The organism is Enterococcus sp. DIV1328a (assembly GCF_050536905.1).
Lineage (GTDB): Bacteria > Bacillota > Bacilli > Lactobacillales > Enterococcaceae > Enterococcus > Enterococcus faecalis.
In genome coordinates this window covers 355,541-379,527 of the sequence record NZ_CP172912.1, presented here as the reverse complement: position 1 = coordinate 379,527, position 23,987 = coordinate 355,541, and the positions used below count along the sequence as shown (strand labels likewise).

21 protein-coding genes and 1 tRNA gene are annotated in these 23,987 nt (G+C 34.4%); 5 read left to right on the top strand and 17 right to left on the bottom strand.

The window, feature by feature from the left end:
* Positions 1 to 379: 379 nt before the first annotated feature.
* The 10 genes from IGL93_RS01950 to IGL93_RS01905 form a co-directional block, all read right to left on the bottom strand.
* Positions 380 to 988, bottom strand: a complete 609-nt coding sequence (locus IGL93_RS01950; RefSeq protein WP_010775567.1) for a response regulator transcription factor — start codon at positions 986 to 988, stop codon at positions 380 to 382.
* The gene (locus IGL93_RS01945; RefSeq protein ID WP_010775566.1) at positions 969 to 2,948 is read right to left on the bottom strand and encodes a sensor histidine kinase; all 1,980 of its coding nucleotides are present in this window, start codon (positions 2,946 to 2,948) and stop codon (positions 969 to 971) included. The genes IGL93_RS01950 and IGL93_RS01945 overlap by 20 nt, the downstream gene beginning before the upstream one ends.
* Positions 2,949 to 4,297: 1,349 nt before the next feature.
* Positions 4,298 to 4,963: an ABC transporter ATP-binding protein gene (locus tag IGL93_RS01940; RefSeq protein WP_010775565.1), complete on the bottom strand. Its 666-nt coding sequence runs from the start codon at positions 4,961 to 4,963 to the stop codon at positions 4,298 to 4,300.
* A gap of 24 nt (positions 4,964 to 4,987) precedes the next feature.
* A complete protein-coding gene (locus IGL93_RS01935) occupies positions 4,988 to 6,895 on the bottom strand; it encodes an FtsX-like permease family protein (protein ID WP_025192643.1) in 1,908 nt (635 codons plus the stop codon).
* Between the two features lie 7 nt (positions 6,896 to 6,902).
* Positions 6,903 to 7,916: a hypothetical protein gene (locus IGL93_RS01930; RefSeq protein WP_033789170.1), complete on the bottom strand. Its 1,014-nt coding sequence runs from the start codon at positions 7,914 to 7,916 to the stop codon at positions 6,903 to 6,905.
* Entirely contained in the window at positions 7,909 to 8,070 is a 162-nt protein-coding gene (locus tag IGL93_RS01925) for a hypothetical protein (protein ID WP_002366123.1), read from the bottom strand. Before IGL93_RS01925 ends, IGL93_RS01930 begins: the two co-directional genes overlap by 8 nt.
* A gap of 723 nt (positions 8,071 to 8,793) precedes the next feature.
* Positions 8,794 to 8,867: transfer RNA gene (locus tag IGL93_RS01920), tRNA-Lys, on the bottom strand.
* 81 nt (positions 8,868 to 8,948) lie between these two features.
* A complete protein-coding gene (locus IGL93_RS01915) occupies positions 8,949 to 9,086 on the bottom strand; it encodes a hypothetical protein (protein WP_002355364.1) in 138 nt (45 codons plus the stop codon).
* Between the two features lie 6 nt (positions 9,087 to 9,092).
* Positions 9,093 to 11,243, bottom strand: a complete 2,151-nt coding sequence (gene feoB / locus IGL93_RS01910; protein ID WP_002364927.1) for a ferrous iron transport protein B — start codon at positions 11,241 to 11,243, stop codon at positions 9,093 to 9,095.
* The gene (locus IGL93_RS01905) at positions 11,240 to 11,713 is read right to left on the bottom strand and encodes a ferrous iron transport protein A (protein ID WP_002355361.1); all 474 of its coding nucleotides are present in this window, start codon (positions 11,711 to 11,713) and stop codon (positions 11,240 to 11,242) included. Before IGL93_RS01905 ends, feoB begins: the two co-directional genes overlap by 4 nt.
* A gap of 512 nt (positions 11,714 to 12,225) precedes the next feature.
* On the opposite strand from IGL93_RS01905, the gene nrdH reads away from it, so the two are divergent.
* The 4 genes from nrdH (at position 12,226) to nrdF (ending at position 16,135) form a co-directional block, all read left to right on the top strand.
* Entirely contained in the window at positions 12,226 to 12,450 is a 225-nt protein-coding gene (gene nrdH / locus IGL93_RS01900; RefSeq protein WP_010775549.1) for a glutaredoxin-like protein NrdH, read from the top strand.
* Position 12,451: 1 nt separating this feature from the next.
* Entirely contained in the window at positions 12,452 to 12,829 is a 378-nt protein-coding gene (gene nrdI / locus IGL93_RS01895; RefSeq protein ID WP_002355359.1) for a class Ib ribonucleoside-diphosphate reductase assembly flavoprotein NrdI, read from the top strand.
* Positions 12,810 to 14,969, top strand: coding sequence for a class 1b ribonucleoside-diphosphate reductase subunit alpha (gene nrdE / locus IGL93_RS01890; RefSeq protein ID WP_010775548.1), 2,160 nt, complete (start codon positions 12,810 to 12,812; stop codon positions 14,967 to 14,969). The genes nrdI and nrdE overlap by 20 nt, the downstream gene beginning before the upstream one ends.
* A gap of 200 nt (positions 14,970 to 15,169) precedes the next feature.
* On the top strand, positions 15,170 to 16,135 hold the full coding sequence (gene nrdF, locus IGL93_RS01885) for a class 1b ribonucleoside-diphosphate reductase subunit beta (protein ID WP_002355357.1): 966 nt from the start codon (positions 15,170 to 15,172) through the stop codon (positions 16,133 to 16,135).
* Positions 16,136 to 16,174: 39 nt separating this feature from the next.
* Here nrdF and IGL93_RS01880 read toward each other — a convergent pair whose 3' ends face one another.
* The 7 genes from IGL93_RS01880 to IGL93_RS01850 form a co-directional block, all read right to left on the bottom strand.
* The gene (locus IGL93_RS01880) at positions 16,175 to 17,461 is read right to left on the bottom strand and encodes a TPM domain-containing protein (protein ID WP_010775547.1); all 1,287 of its coding nucleotides are present in this window, start codon (positions 17,459 to 17,461) and stop codon (positions 16,175 to 16,177) included.
* A gap of 45 nt (positions 17,462 to 17,506) precedes the next feature.
* Positions 17,507 to 18,076 (bottom strand): LemA family protein, encoded by a 570-nt coding sequence (locus tag IGL93_RS01875; protein ID WP_002385314.1) that lies wholly within the window; start codon positions 18,074 to 18,076, stop codon positions 17,507 to 17,509.
* A 158-nt stretch (positions 18,077 to 18,234) separates the two neighbouring features.
* On the bottom strand, positions 18,235 to 18,936 hold the full coding sequence (locus IGL93_RS01870; RefSeq protein ID WP_002355354.1) for an MgtC/SapB family protein: 702 nt from the start codon (positions 18,934 to 18,936) through the stop codon (positions 18,235 to 18,237).
* A 95-nt stretch (positions 18,937 to 19,031) separates the two neighbouring features.
* Positions 19,032 to 19,733: a glucosamine-6-phosphate deaminase gene (gene nagB / locus IGL93_RS01865; protein ID WP_002355352.1), complete on the bottom strand. Its 702-nt coding sequence runs from the start codon at positions 19,731 to 19,733 to the stop codon at positions 19,032 to 19,034.
* A 129-nt stretch (positions 19,734 to 19,862) separates the two neighbouring features.
* The gene (locus IGL93_RS01860) at positions 19,863 to 21,071 is read right to left on the bottom strand and encodes an LCP family protein (RefSeq protein WP_010775545.1); all 1,209 of its coding nucleotides are present in this window, start codon (positions 21,069 to 21,071) and stop codon (positions 19,863 to 19,865) included.
* Positions 21,072 to 21,220: 149 nt separating this feature from the next.
* A complete protein-coding gene (gene dapF, locus IGL93_RS01855) occupies positions 21,221 to 22,201 on the bottom strand; it encodes a diaminopimelate epimerase (protein WP_010775544.1) in 981 nt (326 codons plus the stop codon).
* A gap of 147 nt (positions 22,202 to 22,348) precedes the next feature.
* A complete protein-coding gene (locus tag IGL93_RS01850; RefSeq protein ID WP_002361201.1) occupies positions 22,349 to 22,957 on the bottom strand; it encodes a superoxide dismutase in 609 nt (202 codons plus the stop codon).
* Between the two features lie 193 nt (positions 22,958 to 23,150).
* Between IGL93_RS01850 and IGL93_RS01845 the strand changes: the two genes are divergently transcribed.
* Complete coding sequence (locus IGL93_RS01845) at positions 23,151 to 23,960, top strand: DUF1189 domain-containing protein (RefSeq protein WP_002355344.1); 810 nt, start codon at positions 23,151 to 23,153, stop codon at positions 23,958 to 23,960.
* Positions 23,961 to 23,987: the final 27 nt, after the last annotated feature.

The window sequence follows — 23,987 nt, the reverse complement described above, 5'->3', positions numbered from 1 at the left end:
TACTAGTTTTTTATTAGTTTTTTCAGGCATCAGCAATAAAGTTACTAACTGATTTTGGTAGCTTCACCCATTTTTTAACTCCAATGAAGTTCCATTGATTAATTTTTCATATAGTTAAAATCTATCCCTACCTCGAGGAACTTTCCATAGGCTTCTTTTAATATCCAAAAAAGAAGAACCTTTCAGCTTCGCTAACTAGGAAGCTATAATTGCTAAAAATGACTTTGCTTTCAAAAATAAAAAAAGAAGTTACTACATTAGTACAATTTAAAGTTGTAATTCTCTGAATATCTACTTCTAACAGATAATCTGAAATTACAATAATAAATTGGTTATAAGAATATAACACACTAAATTCTATTTCTTCCGACGAAATTTATTATTGAAGGCGTACATTTATAATACCCAGTTCAATTGCTTTGACAACTGAAGCAATTGCAGAATTTGTTCCTAATTTTTCATTGATGGAATAAACATAGTTACGAAGAGTTCGCTCAGTAATATTCATTTTGGAAGCTATTGCTGATTGTTTTACTCCTTGCGATAAAATTCTTAATACTTCTTTTTCTCTAGGAGTAATTAGGTTATGCTTTAAATCATGTCTACTTGTTTGAGGAAATATTTTTTTGTCTTCATAGCTGATTTTTTTCAAATTCTCAATCAAAGAGTCAACCGCTATATGTTTGTCTAAAAAGCCATTAGCTCCGATACCAATTGCTTTATCTCTATACTCTGCTAAATCAAATCCAGATAAAAAAACTAATTTTGTTTTTGTTTTTCTCAACACTTCTTCTCCCAATTCCAAGCCATTGAACATACCCATGTGAATATCCATCAAAATTATCGATGGTCGATATGTTTCAATCATTTCAAAAACCGTGATTGGATCTGAAATATATCTAAACTCTTTAACACCTGCATAGTTTTTTAAAGTCATCTCGAGACTTTTCCCAATCAATTTATGGTCATCAACTAGTAATATTTTCATATTGCTCTCCCTTCATACAAGGAATAGTGACCCAAACTTTCGTACCGCTATTTGGACCTGGTAAAGACAACATCTTAAATGAACCATTCAACCAATTAATGTCATTTTTTATCGAAAGTAGGCCGATGTGATCATTCGTCTGAATTAACGATTTTTCAAACTCTAAAATATTGCCAACCCCTACTCCATCGTCTTCTACTATCAACTGAATCTCAGCGTTGTCTATTTCAACTGTTACTTTTCCTATTTCAGCATCTGCATGTTTTCCAATATTTTCATTTAACTCTTTCACGATCCGATATAGTGGAGCAATAACATGCTGTGGTATTATTTCCTCAATACTATAATCCAATATAAACTCTGTCTTCGGATATTTTTTGTTAAAATCATCAATTAATATTTGTAAGTTTTCTTTAAAAGTAAGATGGTAAAGCGTTGATGGATACGTGTTAAAGATTTCAGAACGTATGGAACTAACTAATTTTGAAAACTCCTCATTAATTAAATCCATAACCATGACATCTCCTGACAAATTTGATATTAAAGTATGAAGTCCAATAACAGACTGGAGTATGTTATCGTGAAGATAATTAGCGTAATTTTTCTTCTCAATCTCCATACTATTAAATAGCTTGATTCTTAACAATTGACAGACCTCTATTGGATCTTTCACATAACTTTTGCTATTTAAGTGAAGTAATCTTACGGTAATTATCAAGGTTCCATGTTGTTCTACAGTTTTATGTATAGATTTCAAATCAATATCATTGTCATTGTTTTCAAAGAAAATCCAAACTGTATATCCAGAGATTATTATGGGTATACAGGTATATTCTTTTTTTCGAAACTTAATTTTTTGTTTTTGTTTTTTTAGTAAATGAATCTCTTTTTTTAGTGAATTAAAAACTGCTTCGCCTTTTTGACATAGCAAATAACACCCTTCTTTTGATTCAACAAATACAGCTAGTCTTTGGCTCGCAGTTAATTCTTCTAATTTGTCGAGCAATAATTCAGATACATTATTGAGAAATTGCGAGTATGTAACTTGATCTAGTACTTCTAACTTTTCGTTGTTTAAATTCCTAAAATTATTTTTTAATTGTTTTACTTTATTTGAATGTATTGCATTTATTGATAGATGAGTCAAATAACATACTAGGGTAAAAAGAATAGTCAAAATGAAACTTTTCCAGAGAACAATACCAATTACTTCTAGAATTAAGAAGAAAAATGCACTATATACTAAGATACAAAACGCTAACAGAAATTTTTCAGATAATATAATCTCTCTTTCCTTAACGAGAATATAAACTACACCAGTTGGTAAAATAGTAACTAGTATGGTAATTTTATCCCAGTTATAAAAAGATAACTCTGGGGAAAGCAGGCATATAAAATAAAATAAGATAAGTAGTACAAAAGAGAGTAGTAATGAAGTAATCAAAACTTTATATTTTAGTGCACTAAAAAAAAATTTCTTTTCTTTAATAATTGTTAAATAATTGACAGTAATTAACGAAATCATTAACAAGATCAAAGTAGGTCCTACATAAAAATCAAGTAAAAGAGCCAAATAGCTGTATAGTGAAACACAACATAGAAGAATACGATTTTTATTAAGTTTTTTCTTATCATCTATATGTATAAAGGAATACAAAAACAGATAAAGGGTTAATGGATGGCAACATAAAAGAAATAGTCCTACTAGCTTTAGAACCCATATATCCGAGTAAACCAATAACACTGTCCAACCCAAATAGAAAGTTAATGAAAAAAAAGATAATGAATATAGTTTTTGGGGGAGCTTTATATAGACAAAACTTCCTAAAAAAATGATATATATACTGCATAATAAACTTAGGAAGCTCATTTCTTTTTCCATAAATGCTGAGTAAATAACAATATATGATATGGTAACCAACCATTTCAAACCAATTCCAACTTTCTTTCGCTTATCCACCAAGTACCTTCTCCTCGTAATATATATTTTGAGAGAATGTTTATCCCTTCATTCTATTCTTATGGTCTATCCCCCAATTTTTTAAATAAAAATAACGGTTTTTACTTAGATACTGTGTAATATTCCTGAATAGTAAGTCTTAGAAAAGACTTACAAGAAGATGTTAGTTCTCCTTGTAGCTAGTCTGTGATATAAAGTTTGCCTAGATTATTGGTATAGCCTCCAACAAATTAGCTGAGTCCACCTCTAGTAGAGATTAGATGGCTAGCTTAATGAGAGAAACGCAATGAATTCGAGCAAAAATATCGTTAAACAACACAATTTCGAGGTATCTTACAGTACCTATGCACATTCCGAGAAATTAGATATTCACTTTATGACAGACAATCCAGCGTTGTCTGAGCTAAAAGAAGTATCATTTTAAAATAATCAAATTGGCGCAATTCAAATAAAAAAGTTGATCCTTTAACCGTTTTTCCGATAAAACCAAGTTAGCGAAATATGCTGGTTTTTATTAACGACTAAATCAATTAAGTAACTCTGAATACGGAAACACACCTATAGTCAAACAAGTTACTCGTTATCTCCACCATTAATTAGTTAAGTCTAACCAAGTCCATGGAGAGATTTGATCCTAAACGCAATATGTATTATAAGAAAAACTACAAGAAAATAATCGGATATAACATATTTTTTAAGTACTTAGCATATTGACCAATCTTCTACACCAAAAAACGCTTACATCAAATTATAATAACATTCTCTACTTCAACTAAGATAATTATTCTTACTTGAAGTAGAGATCAGACCGAACTTATTCAAAAATCATCATCCTAATATCTAAGTGATAAAAGTAGTGCACCTGAAAAAATGACCAGAATCTCACTAACGTTCTGCAAGCTAAATCATAAAACAGGAATACATAGTAAGCTAAGTTCTACTATTATTCTATTTCTAATTCATCTTAGCAATTCAATCTAAGTCTTATTTATACTATACATATTAACACACACTGAGGCTTATTACTAATTAATTTAATACTAATTAGTTGACAAATAATCTTTTTTAGTTTTATGTCTAAAGAATAGATAAAACTTTGAAAAGACTATTCGTCGATTATTTTTCTATAACTTCATTTTTTTTATTTAAAAAGACAATGTTAAAAGGGCCAAGAAGAACGCTCCTAGGCCCTTGCAAAAATTCAAATTTTTAGCAACAAGTTACTGAACCTTTATTTGGTGTAATAACTTCTTCAATACTGTCCAAATCTTCGAAATCAAAATCATGTAAAAACATTTTTTATCCCTACTTCCTTCTTTTTTTGATATCTCATAAAAAATTAAAATATCCTAAGTTATGATTTGTCCTTCTTCCAATTTAAAAACTTGATCACAGAATCGCTCTACAGATTCATCATGTGTTACAATAATGAAAACCTTGTTTTCCATAAATGGAAGCGTTCGAATCAGTTTCAAGAATGCATCTGTATTTTTTTTATCTAAATTTCCAGTAGGTTCATCAGCCAAAATAATTTTAGGTTCCATTAGTAAACAACGGGCAATTGCCGTACGTTGTTGCTCACCACCAGAAATTTCATTTATATATTTTTCTTCAATCTTCTTAATTCCTAACCAATTGACTAGCTGTTCATAATTATCTGAATGATTTTCAATCTTTTCACCTTTTAAACGAAGCGAGAAAAGAATGTTTTCTTTTACATTTAAAAAGGGAATCAAATTAAAATCTTGGAAAATGAATCCAATATCATTAGTACGTAATTCAGCTAATTGATTACTATTAAATTCTGTGATGTTCTTATCCCCTATTTTCACTTCCCCTTTAGTAGGATGAATTAACCCACCAATAATGTTCAGCAAAGTAGATTTACCTGAGCCAGACGGTCCCACTAAAGCATAAATATTACCTTTATCTAGAGTAATTGTTATACCATTTAGAACTTGCTGAGAGTGCCCATTTATTCCGTATTCCTTTTCGATAGACTTTAGTTCAATCATATTTTCACCTCCCTATTCAGATTCTTACTTACTATTTTTTTCTTTTAAAATAACTCTAGAAATTAAAATAATCCCCAAGACAAGTATCAAATAGATAACAACTAATACTGAACATACTTGCAAGTAAGGAATATTAATGGCAGGTTTGAATACAATGACTTCTTCCATCATCTTAATCCCACCTTCAGCAAAAATAATTCCGAAAAGCCAACCTAAAACGACACCTAAAATATAGATAATAGACATTTCTATTAACATGCTGATAAGCAAAGCTTTTCTTTTCATCCCTATAATTAATAATCCTTTGTATATTCTTTGTCTAGAACTAATTGAAAGAATAAACATATTTAATATGATTGCTCCACTGAAAAAGATCAGCGCATAAATAAATGCTTCAATCATTTCAGTTTGTTTAATTGCTTGATTTTTGTATTTCTCTTTCAGATCACCAATGTTCATTAAGTCATAATTTTTAACAGATAAATACTTTGTGAATTCTTTTATTTCCTCATCACTCAGCCGATTCAAATAGATTGTGTTGTAAATTCCTTTAACACCTTTTCCAAATAAATACTCTGTTAAAGCCGATTTTGATGTAAACACTTGTTGTAAATCCAATGGCTGATAAAAATCTTTCGGACTAATTTTTATAGATTTGTCTTTATCAAAGGAATAATCTATGACTTGATTACGTTTAATCTTTGATTTTTCAGCTAATTGTGACGGAAATAATACATTCAAACTATCATTATTTAAATCAAAATCTTTAATATTAAACTCTTTTTCCATTTCTAGCACTTGAATATTTTTGAATTTAGAAGAAACGCCTGTCAAAATCAAAGTGTTTTCATTATTTTCTTTTTCAATTTCCATACTTAAAGCAATCTCAAAAGCTGCATGTGGATATAAGTTCTGCAAATAAGCCTTAACTTTTTCTTCTTTGACCTCAGATAATTCATTCATCACAAGTATATGTTCAAATCTATAGGTCTCATCTACCTTTTGTACAACAGCTTCCTTGACAGAATGAAAAAAGGTCAACATTCCTACTAGAAGCATAACCGAAAAGGCCAATGTAGATATTAATGAGCTGATTCTTTTAATATTCCAGCAGTTTTCTTCCACAGCAACGAACAAAGAAAGTCTGTTAAAACGGAGAGACAAAAAACGAAGAGATACCAATGTCCCTGCTATTAATGGATCAAAAATCAAGATTAAACCTGTAAATAGTAAAATTATTGTCATAGTTGAGTATCCACTAACAATTGAAACAATCAACAGGATAATACCTAAAGTTAACTTGATTCTAGATAAAAATTTTTCTTTACTAGTAGGTTGAGACTTGATCGTGCTGGCTTCTTTCTGTTTACTTTCTACTTCGATATTCATACTTTTTAGATTTTTTGAACCGCACCACATGAAAAATAAAATTGCAGAAGCAATAACTATTAGATAAATATAACTTGGAATATGTTCGACCTTCATGTCTTGATAATTAGACAAAAATATTCTTGAAAACACTATGCCTGTGAAAAGTCCCATAACGGCTGTAACAGAACTTATCAGAAAGCTTTCAATACTTAAAACCTGCTGAATTTTTTTGTATTTCATACCTAACTTATATAGCAGTTGGAATTCTTTCTTTCTCCCTTGAATAACAATCGAGTACGTATTATAAATAATAAATAAAGAAAAACCTACAAGAACTCCCGTCCCTAATTGTAAAAATAATTTCATATTTTTAAAGTCTTTTTTTAATAAATAGTCTGCTAACTCATTTTCAATTCTGTAGTTTAGTGTATAAATAACTCCTAAAGAAAATGTCAATAGCAACATTGTTACAAAAGATATCAATATGATGAAAAGAAACTTGCTACTATTTTTTTTTAAATTTTCTCGAATATATATCCACATATTTCTCACATCCTTCATAATGTCTTTAAAAAGATTTTAATGCTTTCTTAAAAGAAAGAAGTACTTGTATTAGACTTATAAATGCCATTACATAGACGAAAATGCTTAATACTGTTGAACTAAATCCAAATACGTTTAGATAATTCAATGTTATACGTATAATAGAAAAAATCCCTGCAATACCAATAACATATGAAAGAATAAAATAAAGAAATAATCCAATCATTTTTTTGTTTTGAAATTTTTTTAAAATTGAGGTATCTTTTTTTAGTACTCCTGCAAGAAGCAACAATAACTGCCACCTTATCCCTTCACAATCATATATGATTGTAAAAATATGGTATCCATCACTCGTTGACAGCGGTAACAAACTACTAAAAAGATACCCTATATTAAGAAGAGCTATATAACCAAACCACCAATTATTTGTAATGATAAATAAGCATAATGAGAAAAATATCAGTATACAGTTGTTTATCATGCCAAAACCTAATATCTTAACTCGTTTCCAACTATCGATCGTATACATATCTGAATAACGAATATATATCACTGGAGAAAATCCCCATTTCAAACGAATGTTTAAGCTTTTCCATCCAACATTATAGTAATTAGACGATAATAAATGACCTAATTCGTGAAAGACAAGTGATCCGCTTCCAGCAAATAAAATAACAATAATATCTACTTTAGTCACATTTAAAATTGAAAAATTTATCTGGCTTATGTAAGAATCTATTAGTTGAACTGGAAATTTAATAATAATAATTGGAAATCCAATTAACATTACAGCTATCAGCAATAAATTTAAATAATATATGCCTTTAGCCACTCTCTCAATTCTTTTTTGAATAGCAAATAAAGGAATTTCAAATAGTTTCCGACTATTCAACTCAAACACGATATTACTTTGACTATTTGTATTTGGGTATGTACACAAATTATGCTTACTTAATATGGTTCTCATTTTTTCGTAGCTAATCGTACTATTTTCATGTAAAAATTCTTTTACTTCTTCAATTTTTTCTTTCTTAAGCAAAGCAATATGTACAACCGAAATTACATATTCTAGCAGACATAAATGTCAACACAACAGTCCCTCTACCTGGAACTTTATCTACAGCTACATCCGAACTATTTTCCTTTTTAAATTGCTCTTGATCACTGTTTATTAAATACACCTGATTCTGCATGCTTTTCCTCCTTATATATTAGTACTCGCTTCATAAAATCATTTTAAATTTACAAATAATGAAATACCATGTATATAGTTTAAAGGAACAGGAATGTAAATTAAATAAGTAAAAGCGGAAAATTGTTATGACTCCATAGACAAATTTTTAGTAATGTTTACACTTTAAATGTTATAAAATAACAGGTAATATGAAATGCCTACAACTTTTTTAAATTATTTTGTCTAGAGATACACCTGTTCATAAAATAGCAAGGAGAAAACAAAGCGTTGCTTAACTCACACATTCTTTCACTAAAGTTGGAGTCCAACCCAGTTTCCAAAAAGCTTATTATTCCCTATCGCTTTTCTTAGCGAGCGTGAACAACATATTTGTAATAGTTATCGTAATCTCAACAGAAAAACGACCTATCAAATAGGTAGATATGCAACAAAAACTGTTGTTTCTCTCAGCCTATTATTTAATATCAACCATTCAGCATGCAGGGATTCTCGCTGCTTCATACAAAAAATACAACAATCGTACCTGAACCACCTGCATAGCCGGTGGTTTTCAATACATACAAAAAAATCCAGAGGATTTTCTCCTCTGGACTCGACAGGATTCTACAATTTCTCTTTACCAACATTATTTGACAAAGAGCAAAAAAAGAGAACGCGTACTCCGTCTTCGAAACGTCCTAAGACGCCGACAGAATACCGTTCTCGTGGGTTTGGCACCCAATGGGGGCATAGGGATTCGAACCCTAGACCCTCTGATTAAGAGTCAGATGCTCTAACCAACTGAGCTATGCCCCCGTTGTATAAAATAGCTTTTCAGCTACCTCAATATTGTAGCACTCCGCTATTATTTATACAAGAGGGAATTTTTTTCAGTTGTTATTCTTGTGAAGATTGTTCTTTTTTTACAGGACAAGCTGTTTGACAATCTTCACAACTTTCCCCTTTTTTGATTCGTCGATAGGTGATGATTCCTGCTGTTCCAAAAATTAAAATGGATAAAATAATTGTTGCCATCCGTTATTACCCTCTTTCTAAAGAAGTGATTGCTTGGACACTTTCTTTGCCTGGCTTTGGTTTTCTTATAAGGAAATAAAATCCAGCTAAAACAACACCCATCGCTAAAAAAGTCCCCAGAGTTAGTGTGCCTTTTTCGAATAACACATGGCCCAATTGATAAATCACAAAACTAACCATATAAGCCAAACCGCATTGATAACCAATGGCTCCTAATGTCCATTTGAGGTCTCCCATTTCACGACGAATTGCGCCAATTGCAGCAAAACAAGGTGCACATAATAAGTTAAAAGTTAAGAACGAATAGGCCGCGACTGGCGTAAAGGTGTGTTGCAGTGCGCCCCAGACTTCTACCCCGTTTTCAGAAACATCTTTCACATTGCCAAATAAAATGCCTAAGGTACCAATAATATTTTCTTTCGCTATCAATCCTGTAATTGTGGCAACTGCCCCTTGCCAATTCCCCCAGCCTAATGGGATAAATAGCACCGCCAACCCTTTACCTAGAAATGCTAGAATACTTTGACTTTCTGGAACGGGTTGAAACGTCACAGAATAATGGGACATGAACCAAATGAGAATACTGGAAACAAAAATAATCGTTCCTGCTTTTTTTACAAATGAGCGACATCGTTCATAGGCATGCCGAACCACACTTCTAAGCTGTGGCAAATGATAGGCGGGAAGTTCCATAATAAATGGTGCTGGATCTCCCGAAAAATGCTTGGTCTTTTTTAAAGCAATTCCTGATAACACAATGGAAGCAACCCCTAAGAAATAAGCAGAGGGCGAGACCCAACTTTGGTTAGGAAAAAATGCACCTGCAATCAGAGCGATAATTGGCAACTTCGCCGAACACGGCATAAAAGTCGTGACCATAATAGTCATTCGCCGATCACGTTCATTTTCAATCGTTCGACTAGCCATCACGCCTGGGACCCCACAACCTGTCGCAATTAACATTGGAATAAACGACTTACCAGATAGGCCGAATTTCCGAAACAAGCGATCCATGACAAAGGCAATCCGTGCCATATAGCCACAATCTTCTAAAAAACCTAAACATAAAAACAGGACGGCCAGTTGTGGTAAAAAGCCTAACACAGCCCCAACACCTGCAATGATCCCATCTAAAATTAAACTTTGCATCCATGGCGCTACTTGCCATTGCGCCAACCAATTTCCTACAAATTGAGGAACCCATTCCCCAAAAAAGACATCATTTAACCAGTCTGTCCCCATTGTACCAACCGTTTGAATAGACAAGTAATAGACCAACCACATCACAAACGCAAAGATTGGCAACGCCAACCACCGATTGGTTACCACTCGGTCAATCTTATCACTGTGAGTAAATGTCATTTCTGTTTTTTTCGTCGCACACAAAGCAATTAATCGAGCAATAAAGGCATAGCGTTCATTGATGATAATCGCTTCACTTTCATCTTGAAAGATTTTTTCAGTAATTTGAATGACTTCTTCAATTTCTTTTTCTTGAAAAGAACTCAATAATAATTGCTCTTTGGTTCGAACATCTCGTTCAAAAAGTTTTAAACTATACCAACGCTGTTGCGTTTCAGGAACAGTATTCCCTAAAATATCAACAATTTCAGCAAGTGCTGCTTCTAAGCGATTATCATAAGAAGGATAAATAACCTCTGTCTCTATGGCATTCGCTCGCTGCTTACTTTGTTTTAAAGCATGATCCAACCCACGATTCTTCAAAGCACTAATCTCAACGACAGGCACGCCTAAGCCATAACTTAACTTTTCACTATTCAATGTTTGGCCGTTTTTTTCCAACAAATCCATCATATTTAACGCACAAACAACCGGTAATCCAGTTTCAATTAATTGTGTTGTTAAATAAAGATTCCGTTCCAAATTGGTCACATCGAGAATATTCAAAATCACTGAAGGTTGGTCCTCCAAAAGATAATCTCGTGCCACAATTTCTTCAGGCGTATAAGGAGAAAGAGAGTAAATCCCCGGCAAATCTTGAATAATGAGTGTCTTATCTTTCTTTGCCACCCCCTCTTTGCGTTCCACAGTCACCCCTGGCCAGTTTCCAACATATTGGTTGGCTCCTGTTAACATATTGAACGTTGTCGTTTTACCGCTATTAGGGTTGCCGGCTAGTGCGATTTGCTGAGTCATTCGCTTTCCTCCTTTTCAACCAAGATTAGTTCCGCTTCACTTTTTCGTAACGTTAGTTCGTAACCACGTACATTGATTTCAATTGGATCGGCTAAAGGAGCTACTTTGCGAATAAAAATTACTGTTCCTTTTGTTAAGCCCATGTCCATCAACCGACGTTTCACCGCTCCTTGTCCGTGGATCCCTACTATTGTAGCGCGTTCTCCAACTTTCAAGGTATCTAAGGAGACCCAAACTTTCTCATTCGCCGAGCGCTCCTCCACATGAATCGCTTGTAAAATCGTATCTGTCAGCGCAATTCGACTATTATGTAATAAAACAATACCATTTTGATTCTGATAATTGACAAGGACAACTGCTTGGCCTGCAACGACACCTAAATTGTTCAGATGTTTCTTTGTCTGAACATCTGCTTGGACGCTTTCGACTGTATAGACTTTCCCAACTTCTGCCTGCGCTAACGTAATCATTTACTTTCCTCCATGTGAAAAAGTTTCAAACGAAAATGAGAATCGTTCTCAATTAAAAGAATACGCTTGCTTACACGGAAAGTCAATGAATTTCTGGATGTATCTCCTGTTTTCTTCTATTTTCCTTCTATATAGAGACACTTTTTTCAGGTTACCATTTTTGAAAAAAGTCAGCTCTTGTTTTTTATGTTACTAGCTACTATAAAATTCCACTCATTCAATAACAAATCCGCTTATTTTTTCTTCTTGTGCCTAACTCAAATGTCAACACAATATTTAGTGTTTTTTCACTAAATGTTCTCTTTCAAAATTTTAATTTTTTTGTTTGTCAAACACTGACCAATGTGTTTTTTCTCCCAAAAACGAGGATTCACGTGTTTTCATTTTTCTTTCAAAAACACAAAAACTAGTATTATGAGAAAAACGCACCACAATATATAGTGTTAAAGTGTTGACTTTTTTCTACATAGATTTATACTAGTCTATGTAGAAAAAAAGAGGAGGAACTTTCAATGAACGTAAAAATCTTTTCAAAAAATAACTGTATCCAATGTAAAATGGCGAAACGTTTCCTAAGTGAAAATAACATCGCTTTTGAAGAAATCAATATCGACGTACAACCAGATGCTATCGACTGGTTAAAAGAACAAGGGTTCCAAAGCGTACCGGTAATCACATCTGAAGCAACAACCGTTGTTGGCTTCCGTCCAGACCAATTAAAACAATTGGCTAGCTAAGATGAAACTTGTTTATTTTTCAGTCACCGGTCAAACAAGGCGCTTTATTAAAAAATTGGATTTGCCTGCTTATGAACTTGAGCCAGCGAATCCTTTTTTTGAAATAAATGAGCCTTTTATTCTTGTCATTCCTACCTATGATGCAGAAATTACAGAGGTAGTGAATGACTTTCTTGATTATAAAAGTAACCAAGAACTGTTAGTTGGTGTAGCTGGTGGGGGCAACCGTAATTTTGCTGAATTATTTGTCTATACCGCCAAAGATATTGCCCGCGATTACCACGTTCCGCTTCTATACTCCTTTGAGTTTAGCGGAACAGACGAAGACGTGGAGACCTTTAAGAAAGTAGTGGAAGAAATTGAGTCTAAAAGAAATTAAAGATGTCAGCTATTTCAAACTGAATAACGAGATTAACCGTCCTGTTGATGGTCAAATCCCTTTAAATAAAGATAAAGAAGCACTCGCAGCCTTCTTTAAAGAAAATGTAGAACCGAATACACGTAAATTCAGCTCTGCTGAAGAAAAAATCAACTTTTTAATGAAAGAAGATTTTATTGAAACTGAATTCATCGAAAAATATTCAATGGACTTTATTGAAAAATTATATGCTTTCTTAGATGAACAACATTTCCAATTCAAGTCTTTCATGGCGGCTTATAAATTTTATTCTCAATACGCTTTAAAGAACAACGCCGGAACAGAGTATTTAGAAACATATGAAGATCGGGTTGCCTTTAATGCCTTGTATTTTGCGGATGGCGATGAAGAGTTGGCTTTAACATTGGCGGATGAAATGATCCATCAACGGTATCAACCAGCCACACCTTCTTTCTTAAACGCTGGGCGTAAACGTCGAGGTGAATTGGTTTCTTGTTTCTTAGTTCAAGTAACAGATGATATGAATAGCATTGGGCGTTCAATTAATTCTGCCCTTCAATTATCACGAATCGGCGGTGGCGTAGGGATTACTCTTTCAAACTTACGTGAAGCGGGCGCACCAATCAAAGGTTATGATGGCGCAGCAAGTGGTGTTGTCCCTGTTATGAAATTATTTGAAGATAGCTTTAGCTACTCTAACCAACTAGGTCAACGTCAAGGTGCTGGTGTGGTTTATCTAAACGTCTTCCATCCAGATATTGAAATGTTCTTATCTGCTAAAAAAGAAAACGCTGATGAAAAAATCCGTGTAAAAACGTTGTCTCTTGGTGTTATTGTTCCAGATAAATTTTACGAATTAACGCGTAACAACGAAGATATGTATTTATTTAGTCCTTATAGTGTGGAACGCGAATATGGTGTGCCTTATTCCTATGTAGATATCACCAAAGAATATGATAACCTAGTGGCCAATCCAAACATACGTAAACGTAAAATTAAAGCCCGTGACTTAGAAAATGAAATTTCTAAATTACAACAAGAATCTGGCTATCCTTATATCATCAATATTGATACAGCTAACAAAAACAATCCGATTGATGGCAAGATTATCATGAGTAACTTATGTTCTGAAATTCTTCAAGTTCAAACGCCTTCTGTTATTAATGGGAAACAAGAATATGAAGTTTTAGGAACAGATATTAGTTGTAACTTAGGTTCAACTAACATTGTTAATTTAATGGAAAGTCCTGACTTTGGAAAATCTGTCCGCGCTATGACGCGTGCGTTAACTTTTGTAACAGATGCTTCTGAAATTGATGTCGTGCCAACTATCCAAAATGGAAATCGTTTAAGCCATACAATCGGACTAGGCGCAATGGGCTTACACACCTTCTTCGCTAAAAATCATATGGAATACGGCTCTGAAGAATCACTAGACTTTACAGACATTTATTTCATGTTATTAAATTACTGGACTTTAATGGAAAGTAACCAAATTGCGAGAGAACGTAACCAAGTCTTCCACAATTTTGAAAAATCAGATTATGCTTCTGGTGCTTACTTCGATAAATATATTGAAGGCAACTTTACACCAAAATTTGATAAAGTGAAAGAAATCTTCAAAGACATTCAGATTCCAACAGCTGAAGATTGGGCTGCGTTACGCGATGCTGTGAAAAAAGATGGTCTTTATCATCAAAATCGTTTAGCCGTAGCGCCAAATGGTTCAATTTCATATATTAATGATACTAGTGCCAGCATTCATCCAATTACTCGCATGATTGAAGAACGTCAAGAGAAGAAAATTGGTAAGATTTACTATCCAGCGCCTTATTTAGCGAATGATACAATCCCTTACTATACTTCTGCTTACGATATGGATATGCGCAAAGTGATTGATGTCTACGCAACAGCGCAACAACACGTTGATCAAGGAATGAGTTTAACCTTGTTTATGCGTTCAGAAATCCCTGAAGGCTTGTATGAATGGAAAGAAACACCAAAACAAACAACCCGTGACTTGAACATTTTACGTCATTATGCGTTCAACAAAGGGATTAAATCAATTTACTATATTCGTACATTTACAGATGATGCTGAAGAAATTGGCAGCAATCAATGTGAGTCTTGCGTGATTTAATGAAAAGCACTTAAATAAGGCGTTCTGCTTGAGCGTCTTATTTTTTAGGAATGTTCTCTTTTTAAACAGGACATTTTCAGATATACTGGACAAAGAAGAACGGCTGCACGCTCCTATTTGGACTCTGTAGAACGTTTTAAGCGAAGAAACGAGACAACTAGTCAAACAGACTGCTGTCCCAGCATACAGGAGGAATAACCATGGCAACGTATTATGAAGCAATTAACTGGAACGCCATTGAAGACGTCATTGATAAATCCACTTGGGAAAAATTAACCGAACAATTTTGGTTAGATACACGGATTCCGTTATCCAATGACTTAGATGATTGGCGGACTCTTTCCGATTTAGAAAAAACTACTGTCGGCTACGTTTTCGGCGGTTTAACTTTATTAGATACTGTTCAATCAGAAAGCGGCATGGATCAACTGAGAAATGATGTGCGGACGCCCCATGAAGAAGCCGTCTTAAATAACATCCAATTCATGGAATCTGTCCATGCCAAAAGTTATTCTTCTATCTTCAGTACATTAAATACAAAAAAAGAGATTGATGATATTTTTGAGTGGACAAATACCAACAAACATCTGCAATATAAAGCAGAACGGATTAACGAAATTTATAAAAACGGTACTCCGTTAGAGAAAAAAATTGCTAGTGTATTTTTAGAAACGTTTTTATTCTATTCTGGGTTCTACACTCCCCTTTACTATTTAGGAAACAATAAACTAGCGAACGTCGCTGAAATTATTAAATTGATTATCCGTGATGAATCAGTGCACGGCACGTATATTGGCTATAAATTCCAATTAGGATTTAATGAATTACCAGAAGATGAGCAAGATAAACTAAAAGACTGGATGTATAATTTACTTTACGAATTGTACGAAAACGAAGAACGTTATACAGAAGAATTATATGATGACTTAGGTTGGACCGAAGAAGTAAAAACCTTTTTACGTTACAACGCCAACAAAGCTTTAATGAACTTAGGTATGGATCCCTTATTTGCGGATACAGCCAATGATGTGAACCCGATTGTAATGAATGGTATTTCGACAGGAACTAGCAACCATGACTTCTTCTCTCAAGTAGGAAATGGCTATTTACTAGGAACAGTTGAAGCCATGAAAGATGATGACTATCTTTACGGTTTAGATAAATAGCAAAAAGCTAGAAACGATTAACGTTTCTAGCTTTTTATTTTACCAACTTCCAGAGGCACCGCCACCGCCGAATGAGCCGCCACCGAATGAACCACCACTGCTGCTACCAGAACTACTATGATTAGACGGATTGTATTGTGAGTTTAAATAAGCATACGTCAAAACACTACCATCATAACTATATAAAGTATCTCCTACTAATAAACGCCCAAAAGATTGTTTTTTTGCATTTGGATATATACTTAGTAAAGAACCACGCTTAGTGGCACGTCTTATTTTCCCTTTTGTGGCAAATAACGTTGCTCCATTAAGATATAAACAATAAAAAGAAGTCTTTTTCATCTTATTTAATACTTCCTTTGTCTGTTCTGAGTTATTTAGGACAGCCTTTGTTGGTAAACAATTCAAATAATCTTGATACATTTTTTTAACAAGTTTTCTTGTTCTTAAAATTTGTAAAATATAAACAGCACAAATGAGCATCCCAGCAATACTTGCCATTAAAAGAACATTTCTTTTCGTTGTGTTAGCGTTTAACTCTGTTTGTATATTTGTTAATTCATTATCCACTTGTGCGGTTTTTGAATTGATTGCAGCCGATACTTGATCAATAATTTTATTGAGACCTGTATTATAATCCTCGTCTCTAAAAGCCTCTTTTACTTCTTCATTATTAATAATATCATCCGCATAGCTATCCGTTAAAATACTCTCTAAGCCATATCCAACTTCCAAGCGAGACTCGCGATCCTCAATTGCCATTAGAAAAACCACACCATTATTTTTTTCACGATCCCCTACACCTAATTGATTAGCAATCTTATTGCTGTAAGATTCAACAGATTCCCCACTAGGTAACGCAGGAACGGTAATAAGCATAAATTGTGCGCCATTCGCATTTTCCAACAATTGTTGATTCAATTGAAACATTTTCTGTTTAAGTTGATTTGAGACAATACCCGCATTATCTGAAACATAGATATTAGCATCATTAATGTTCAACTGCCCATTCGTTCCAGTAATTGTCACTAATTCATTTTCACCAGTTATTTCTTGTTTAGAAAAGTTATTTATTGTTGTCTGGGTTGACGCTTCAGTCATTTTCCCTGCTAAAATATCGTCTCTCTTTTTTTGTAAGACTTGTTGCTTCTCTCTCAGTGCAGTTTGTTTTGCTTCATAGGAGATTCCCTTTCCTTCATGCCAAGCAGCCATTCCTAATATTAAAATCATACTTAAACTAATTACCACAACAATCGTTGTATTCCGCTGATGCTTTTTATAAAACAAACGAACTTTTTCTTGAATTTTTTCGACTTTTTTATCCAACCTTCCTCACTTCTTTCTTTTTAACCCAAATTTTCTATAATTTTTTTATTTAAATTTTACTTGCGGCACTTCTTTTCCCTGCTCTGTCGCAACATAGTTAGTTTTCTTCTCAAATCCTAAAAGTTTTGCAATTATTTTATCAGGGAATTTTGAAATCTGTTGGTTATATGTTTCAACAGCTTGTATATAGTTACGGCGTTCAACAGAAATTCGATTTTCAGATCCTTCTAATTGAGTCATTAAGGTTTTGACATTTTCAGAAGAAGCTAACTTTGGGTAATCTTCATTCAATACTGTAACAAAATTACCTAATCCTTTTTCAATTTGCTCATTTGCTTGCCCTTTTTCAGAAGAAGATTTTGCTCCTGCGTATGCTTTACGTGCTTCCGTTATTTCTTTTAAAACTTCTTTTTCTTGAGTCATACTGCCTTGAACACTACTGACAAGATTCGGAATTAAATCAGCACGTCTTTGCATTACATTCTCTACTTGTGACCATTCTGCTTCGACTTTATTATCTAAAGTAATCAATTGATTATAAGCTTTCATCACAAATGCACCAATAATCACAACGACAACAACAATAATACTAAGAAATTTATTTTTTTTATTCATCTTACTTATCACCTTTCTTTCTAACTCGTAATACAATCATAACTCTTTTGTAATCTTTTTGAAATATTAAACTTAAAAAATCAGTCCTAGGTCCTAGAAGAAAACCGCCATAAGCATTTTAACTTATAGCGGTTGTCATTAATTATAAATAGATGTTTCTACACATTAATCAATCGTAATTTTGTTACATTATTTGAAACAGATAGATCTTCGATAACATCGGCATACGTTAGGCCTTTAGGCAAATCAATAGTATAGATATTCGTATAGATTTTTGTATCATCCACCCAAGAAACATTGAAATTCACATCATAAATTTCAATATGTTTTTCTTCAAAATACTGATTAATAAATTCTTTGGTTTCTTGTTTATGTTGATAGCGAATTTCTAATTTTTTGATTGTTGGTACGTGAATAATTCGTTTGACAATGGTTAAGGCAAATAATACACCGATAAAACTTGTTAAGGCAATCGTATAGTAGCCCATGCCCACCGCGATCCCTAAACCAGCAACGGTCCATAGTGATGCTGCTGTCGTCAATCCGGTGACACTTTGTTTCGTTACAATGATGGTTCCAGCACCTAAAAAGCCGATTCCACTTACAACTTGTGCGATCAACCTTGCTTGGTCTGAACGAATGACCCCCGTCAAAGCCGGATTAGCTAACGCATCTTTCAATGCATTGATTGCAATTTGCGACTGAATTAACGCAATAATAGCCGCGCCCATACAAACTAAAATGTGAGTGCGCATCCCTGCTGGGCGATTCTTATATTGTCTTTCAAAACCAATTGCGCCACCCATCACCATCGCTAGGACTAACCGTAAAATAATTTCTGGAATTGTTAGCTGTAACATCCTTTTCACCTCTTCTTCTATTACTTCCAGTATAACAAAAAAAGAACTTGAAACATAAGGAAATCCTTATGTTTCAAGTTCTTTTTCATCAACGATTATAATTTACTTGCAGCTGCATCATCAATGATTACAACAACATCTTGATGGTTTTGTAATGCACTTGCTGGCATGTCTGTTGTTACTGGTCCGTCAATCATTCCTTTAATGGCCTCTGCTTTTGCTTCGCCATAAGCCATTAAAATCATTTTTTTACCTTTCATGATTGAGCCAATCCCCATAGAAACAGCACGTGTTGGGACATCTTCTACTTTGTCAAAATAACGTTTGTTTGCGTTGATTGTTGATTCAGTCAACTCAACGACATGTGTTAAGCTATCTAGAGGTGTGCCTGGTTCGTTGAAACCAATGTGTCCATTTTGACCAATACCTAAGATTTGGATATCTACTGGATGTGCATCGATAATTTTTTCATATTCTGCGGAAGCAGCATCTAAATCTTCTGCTTTACCATTTGGTACAAATGTTTCTTTAAATGGTTTTTTGTCAAATAAGTGTTTGTTCATGAAATAACGGTAACTTTGCTCATCTTCGCCACCTAAACCAACATATTCATCTAAGTTTACAGAAGTCATTTCTGTAAAGTCGACATCACTTGCTGTCATTTCTTTATATAATGTTTCTGGTGTACTACCTGTTGCTAAGCCTAAAACTTTCGCACCATTGTTCATACCTTCTTTAATTAATTCAAACGCTTTTTTGCCGCCTTCTTCTGCATTTGCTACACGGATAATTTGCATTTTGACACGCTCCTTACGGTTTATTTTGGTATAGTCCAATTATAACACCTTCTGAAAAAAATTTCTAGAATAAAAGAAAAAAACTTCTATTTCCATCAGAAATAGAAGTTTTCGAGCTTGTTTAACAGATTAATATTGTGGTGCGTTGGGATCCACATACGTATTTGGATCAGCATAAGCGTTTGGATCTGTGTACGCATTTGGGTCAACGTACGTATTCGGATCGTAGGCTCCTTCTGCTGCTTGTTGCGTATTGCCGTTGTATTCTGTTTGTCCGGCTGTGGTGTCCGCTGTGCTACTCGAACTAGTAGAGCTATTGGCACTTGAATCACCAGATTCACCAATCAGTGCAGTATCTGTAACAGCATAGCTAAACTGATTATAAAAGGCTAAATCTTTTTCACGTTCAGAAGCATGTTCTTTTAAACCAAGTTGTTTTCTAAGCGTTGTTTGTGTTTTGTATAAGCTATTTGGATCTAGGACTTGATAATAAATATCATCAATGGTTGCACTGTATCCTTGTAATTGTTCTGAGTCAATTGTTTTAAAGGCAGATAAATATTTTGATTGGATGTCCATCATGTCATCCCAAGTTAAGTCTGTTTTTACGTTGGCTTCAACAGCATCAAGAATTTTTCGATATTTTGAAACACCGTCAAAACTCATGACTTTGCGCACAATTTTCTCAACAACTTCTCGTTGGCGGCGTTGACGACCCACATCTCCTTCAGGATCTTCGTGACGCATCCGCGCATAAGCCAAACCTGTCGTGCCATCTAACTTGATTTTACCTGCTGGAACAGTAATACCGTCCAACGTAAATTCACCAATCGTATTATCTACTTCAATACCGCCTACCGCATCAATCAGGTCTTTTAACCCTTTCATATTGATGGATACATAGTGATGGATGGGAATATCCAGTAATTCTTGGACTGTATTAATCGCCATTTCGGCGCCACCAAATGCATAGGCATGGTTCAATTTGTCTTGTGTGTCATTTCCAACAATATCTGTTAGAATATCTCTATCCAAACTGATCATTGTGGACTTGTTTTCTTTCGGGTTGATGGTTACAACCATTGTAGTATCTGAACGACCTTGTTCTGTTCGACCTAAATCGCCTGTGTCAATCCCCATTAAAAGAACAGAGAATGGTTCTTGCGCATCAATATTGGCCGTGGCTCCTTTATTGGACTTACGGTTAACTGATTGATAGATCCCATTAATTGTTGAATTGGCATCTGAATACATCTTAATCCCGTAAGCACATACCCCAGCTACTGCCACTAGCAAGACGCTCAAGAAGCCCAGTACTACTTTTTTCCATAGTTTCATAAGACACTTCCTCGTTTATCTAAGAATAATTCTTAATTCATGCCCTTTATTTTCTCATAGTTTGCTTATTCAAGCAATATTTTTTATTTTTTGGAACAAGAACTTAACACAATTGTAAAATAAAAGAGCGCTTTACCAAGGAACAATTGTTATTTTTGAGAAAGTGTTTGCAGAAATTCTTGATAATATTTTTGTTCATTCGTTTCAGTAATAGTTATTTTCTCAAATGCACCATTTAGTAAATCAGTCAGTGATCCTTCAATCAAATGCGTAATCGTGGCATTCCCAATTAATTCCATCCAATAACTGCCATCTGACGTTTCGTGGACGACTGTTTTCACCATACCTCCAGCATTTTTGACGGTTATTTCTTCATAAAAAACACCATCTTTCAATAACGTATAAAGTAAACTACTTGCGCACATAGCTGTCCCACAAGCACTTGTAAAACCTACACCACGTTCATACGTTCGAACAAATAGTTGATTTTTGCCAAGAATTTCAACAAAACTCACATTTATCCCTTCCGGAAAATATGGATTTTCATTATTTACATAGGTAGCGATTCGTTCAAATTCTGGACCATTTAAGGTTTCGTGATCCACAAATGCTACAAGGTGCGGATTAGGCACTGCTACCGCTGTAAAGCGAATGGTTTTAGATAAGGCTGGTACGATTTCATCAATTAATGTTTGGACCCCTAAATGCATTGGGATAGTGACTGCTTCAAAACTTACTGGCGAAATTTCCACTTGGTAAGTCGCTACTTCTTCAGCTAAATTGGGGGCTTGACGTACTTTCAAATCTGCAAACATTGTTTCAACTGTAAATGATTTTTCTTGGTTTTTTTCAGCTAAATAACGGGCAACCGTACGCAAGCCGTTCCCGCACATGCTTGCTTCACTACCATCGCTGTTAATCACTCGCATTCTAGCATTGGACGTGCCGTGAGTCCCTTCTCCTACCAAAAGTAACCCATCTGCTCCCGCCAATAATCCTGTTTCCCGCGAACATAACTGGATGCGCAATTGCTCAATTTCCTCAGCGGTTAAAGAACGCTCAAACTGTGTTTCATCCAATAAAAAGAAATCATTTTCTGACCCGTGTACTTTTTGCATCATAACATTCATTTTTTTAGCTCCTTCTTTATGTATCCGTTATCTTTCCCTACTTACTTTAGTATGCCATAAACGAACAACTATTTCGACCCTGGATTTGTAAAAGGAAAGAGTCAAATGACAGCCGTCATTTGACTCTTTCCTTCACAATTGGCAAACTTATTTTGCTGCAGCAAAAAGTTCGTTTACTTTATCCCAGTTAACAACGTTCCAGAATGCTTCAATGTAATCTGGACGAACGTTTTTATATTTTAAGTAATACGCATGTTCCCAAACGTCAAGACCTAAAACAGGTGTTTGGCCATCCATTAATGGTGAATCTTGGTTTGGTGTTGAAGTGATTTCTAATTTACCGTTATTCACAACTAACCAAGCCCAACCTGAACCAAAGCGGCCAGTTGCAGCTGTTTTGAAAGCAGCTTTCATTTCATCAAAGCTACCAAATGTTTCATCGATTGCTTCTTTAATAGCGCCAGTTGGTTGTCCACCAGCATTTGGTGCCATAATTTCCCAGAAGAATGTATGGTTTGCGTGGCCGCCACCATTGTTACGAACGGCTGTGCGGATATCTTCAGGAATAGCATTCATATCTGAAATTAGATCTTCTACAGATTTTTCGCCTAATTCTGGATGTTTTTCAATCGCTGCGTTTAAGTTAGTCACATAAGTGTTGTGGTGTTTATCATGGTGTAAGTGCATTGTTTCCACGTCAATGTAAGGTTCTAATGCATCATAAGCATATGGTAATTCTGGTAATGTGTAAGTCATTTTTTAAATCCCCCTATTTTTTAGTATGTAACATACGTCTTTCATACAACTATTATGATAACAGAGTGAACCGCTTTCTACAAAATAGTTTGCTTGCCAAAAGAAAAGTTTTACAAAAGAGGGAGATTACCTTGTGTTTCCCTCATAAATTCGCTAGAATGACCTGTAGAAGAATGATGTGAGGAGTAAATAAATGAATACATTGCAATTATTTAAGCAGGCCTTTTTTTCAGTTTCAGAATTACGGCATGCGAAAAAAATGGCGTTTTGGAAAGTAATTCTCTATGCTGTTTTTTTAAGTGCTATTTTAGCACTACCTATTACCAAACAAGTCTTTTCTGTGCTACAAGAGGTGCAACAAGATGGCCAAAAAATTGCAGAAAAGTTGCCTGACTTTTCTATTGAAAATGGCACGTTGCAAACAAAGGCCAAAGAATCTGGCTTTATTTATCAAACCGACTCGATTATTTTTACGTTTGATCCAGATGGAAAGCGTACAGCCGCTGATGTCCAAAAAGATTTAATTGGTAATGCGTTTGGTTTGGCTTTTTTACAAGATGAATTTGTAGTCGCCTTACCAAATTCAGGCGCAACTGAATCAATTCTAGGCACCGACCAATTTATCTTCCCCTATAGTAAAGGAACCTTAGATGGCGTTAACGCTCAGAGTATCAAGACTGCGCTAAGTGAAGCAGCGATCCCCTGGTGGACAAAACTCATTGTCTTTTTAGTGGCTATCTACCCTGTTCTAATCGGTTTAGTTTTAGACTTACTGATTGCCGCTATCGGTGCATCTCTCTATTCAAAATTACGTTTTTATTCTTTACGTTTGATTGATTGTTTAAAAATTATTACGTATTGTGCTACCGTGCCGGTCATCTTAAGTGCTATTTTAAACTTCGTAAATCCGATGTTTAACGATGGCATCCTAGTTATTTTACTGAGTCTATTCTTTTTCTTTGTCACAACCAAAAACGAACCGCGGAATATCCCTGGTTCTTAAAAAAAGAGCCTGGGACAAAAATCACTT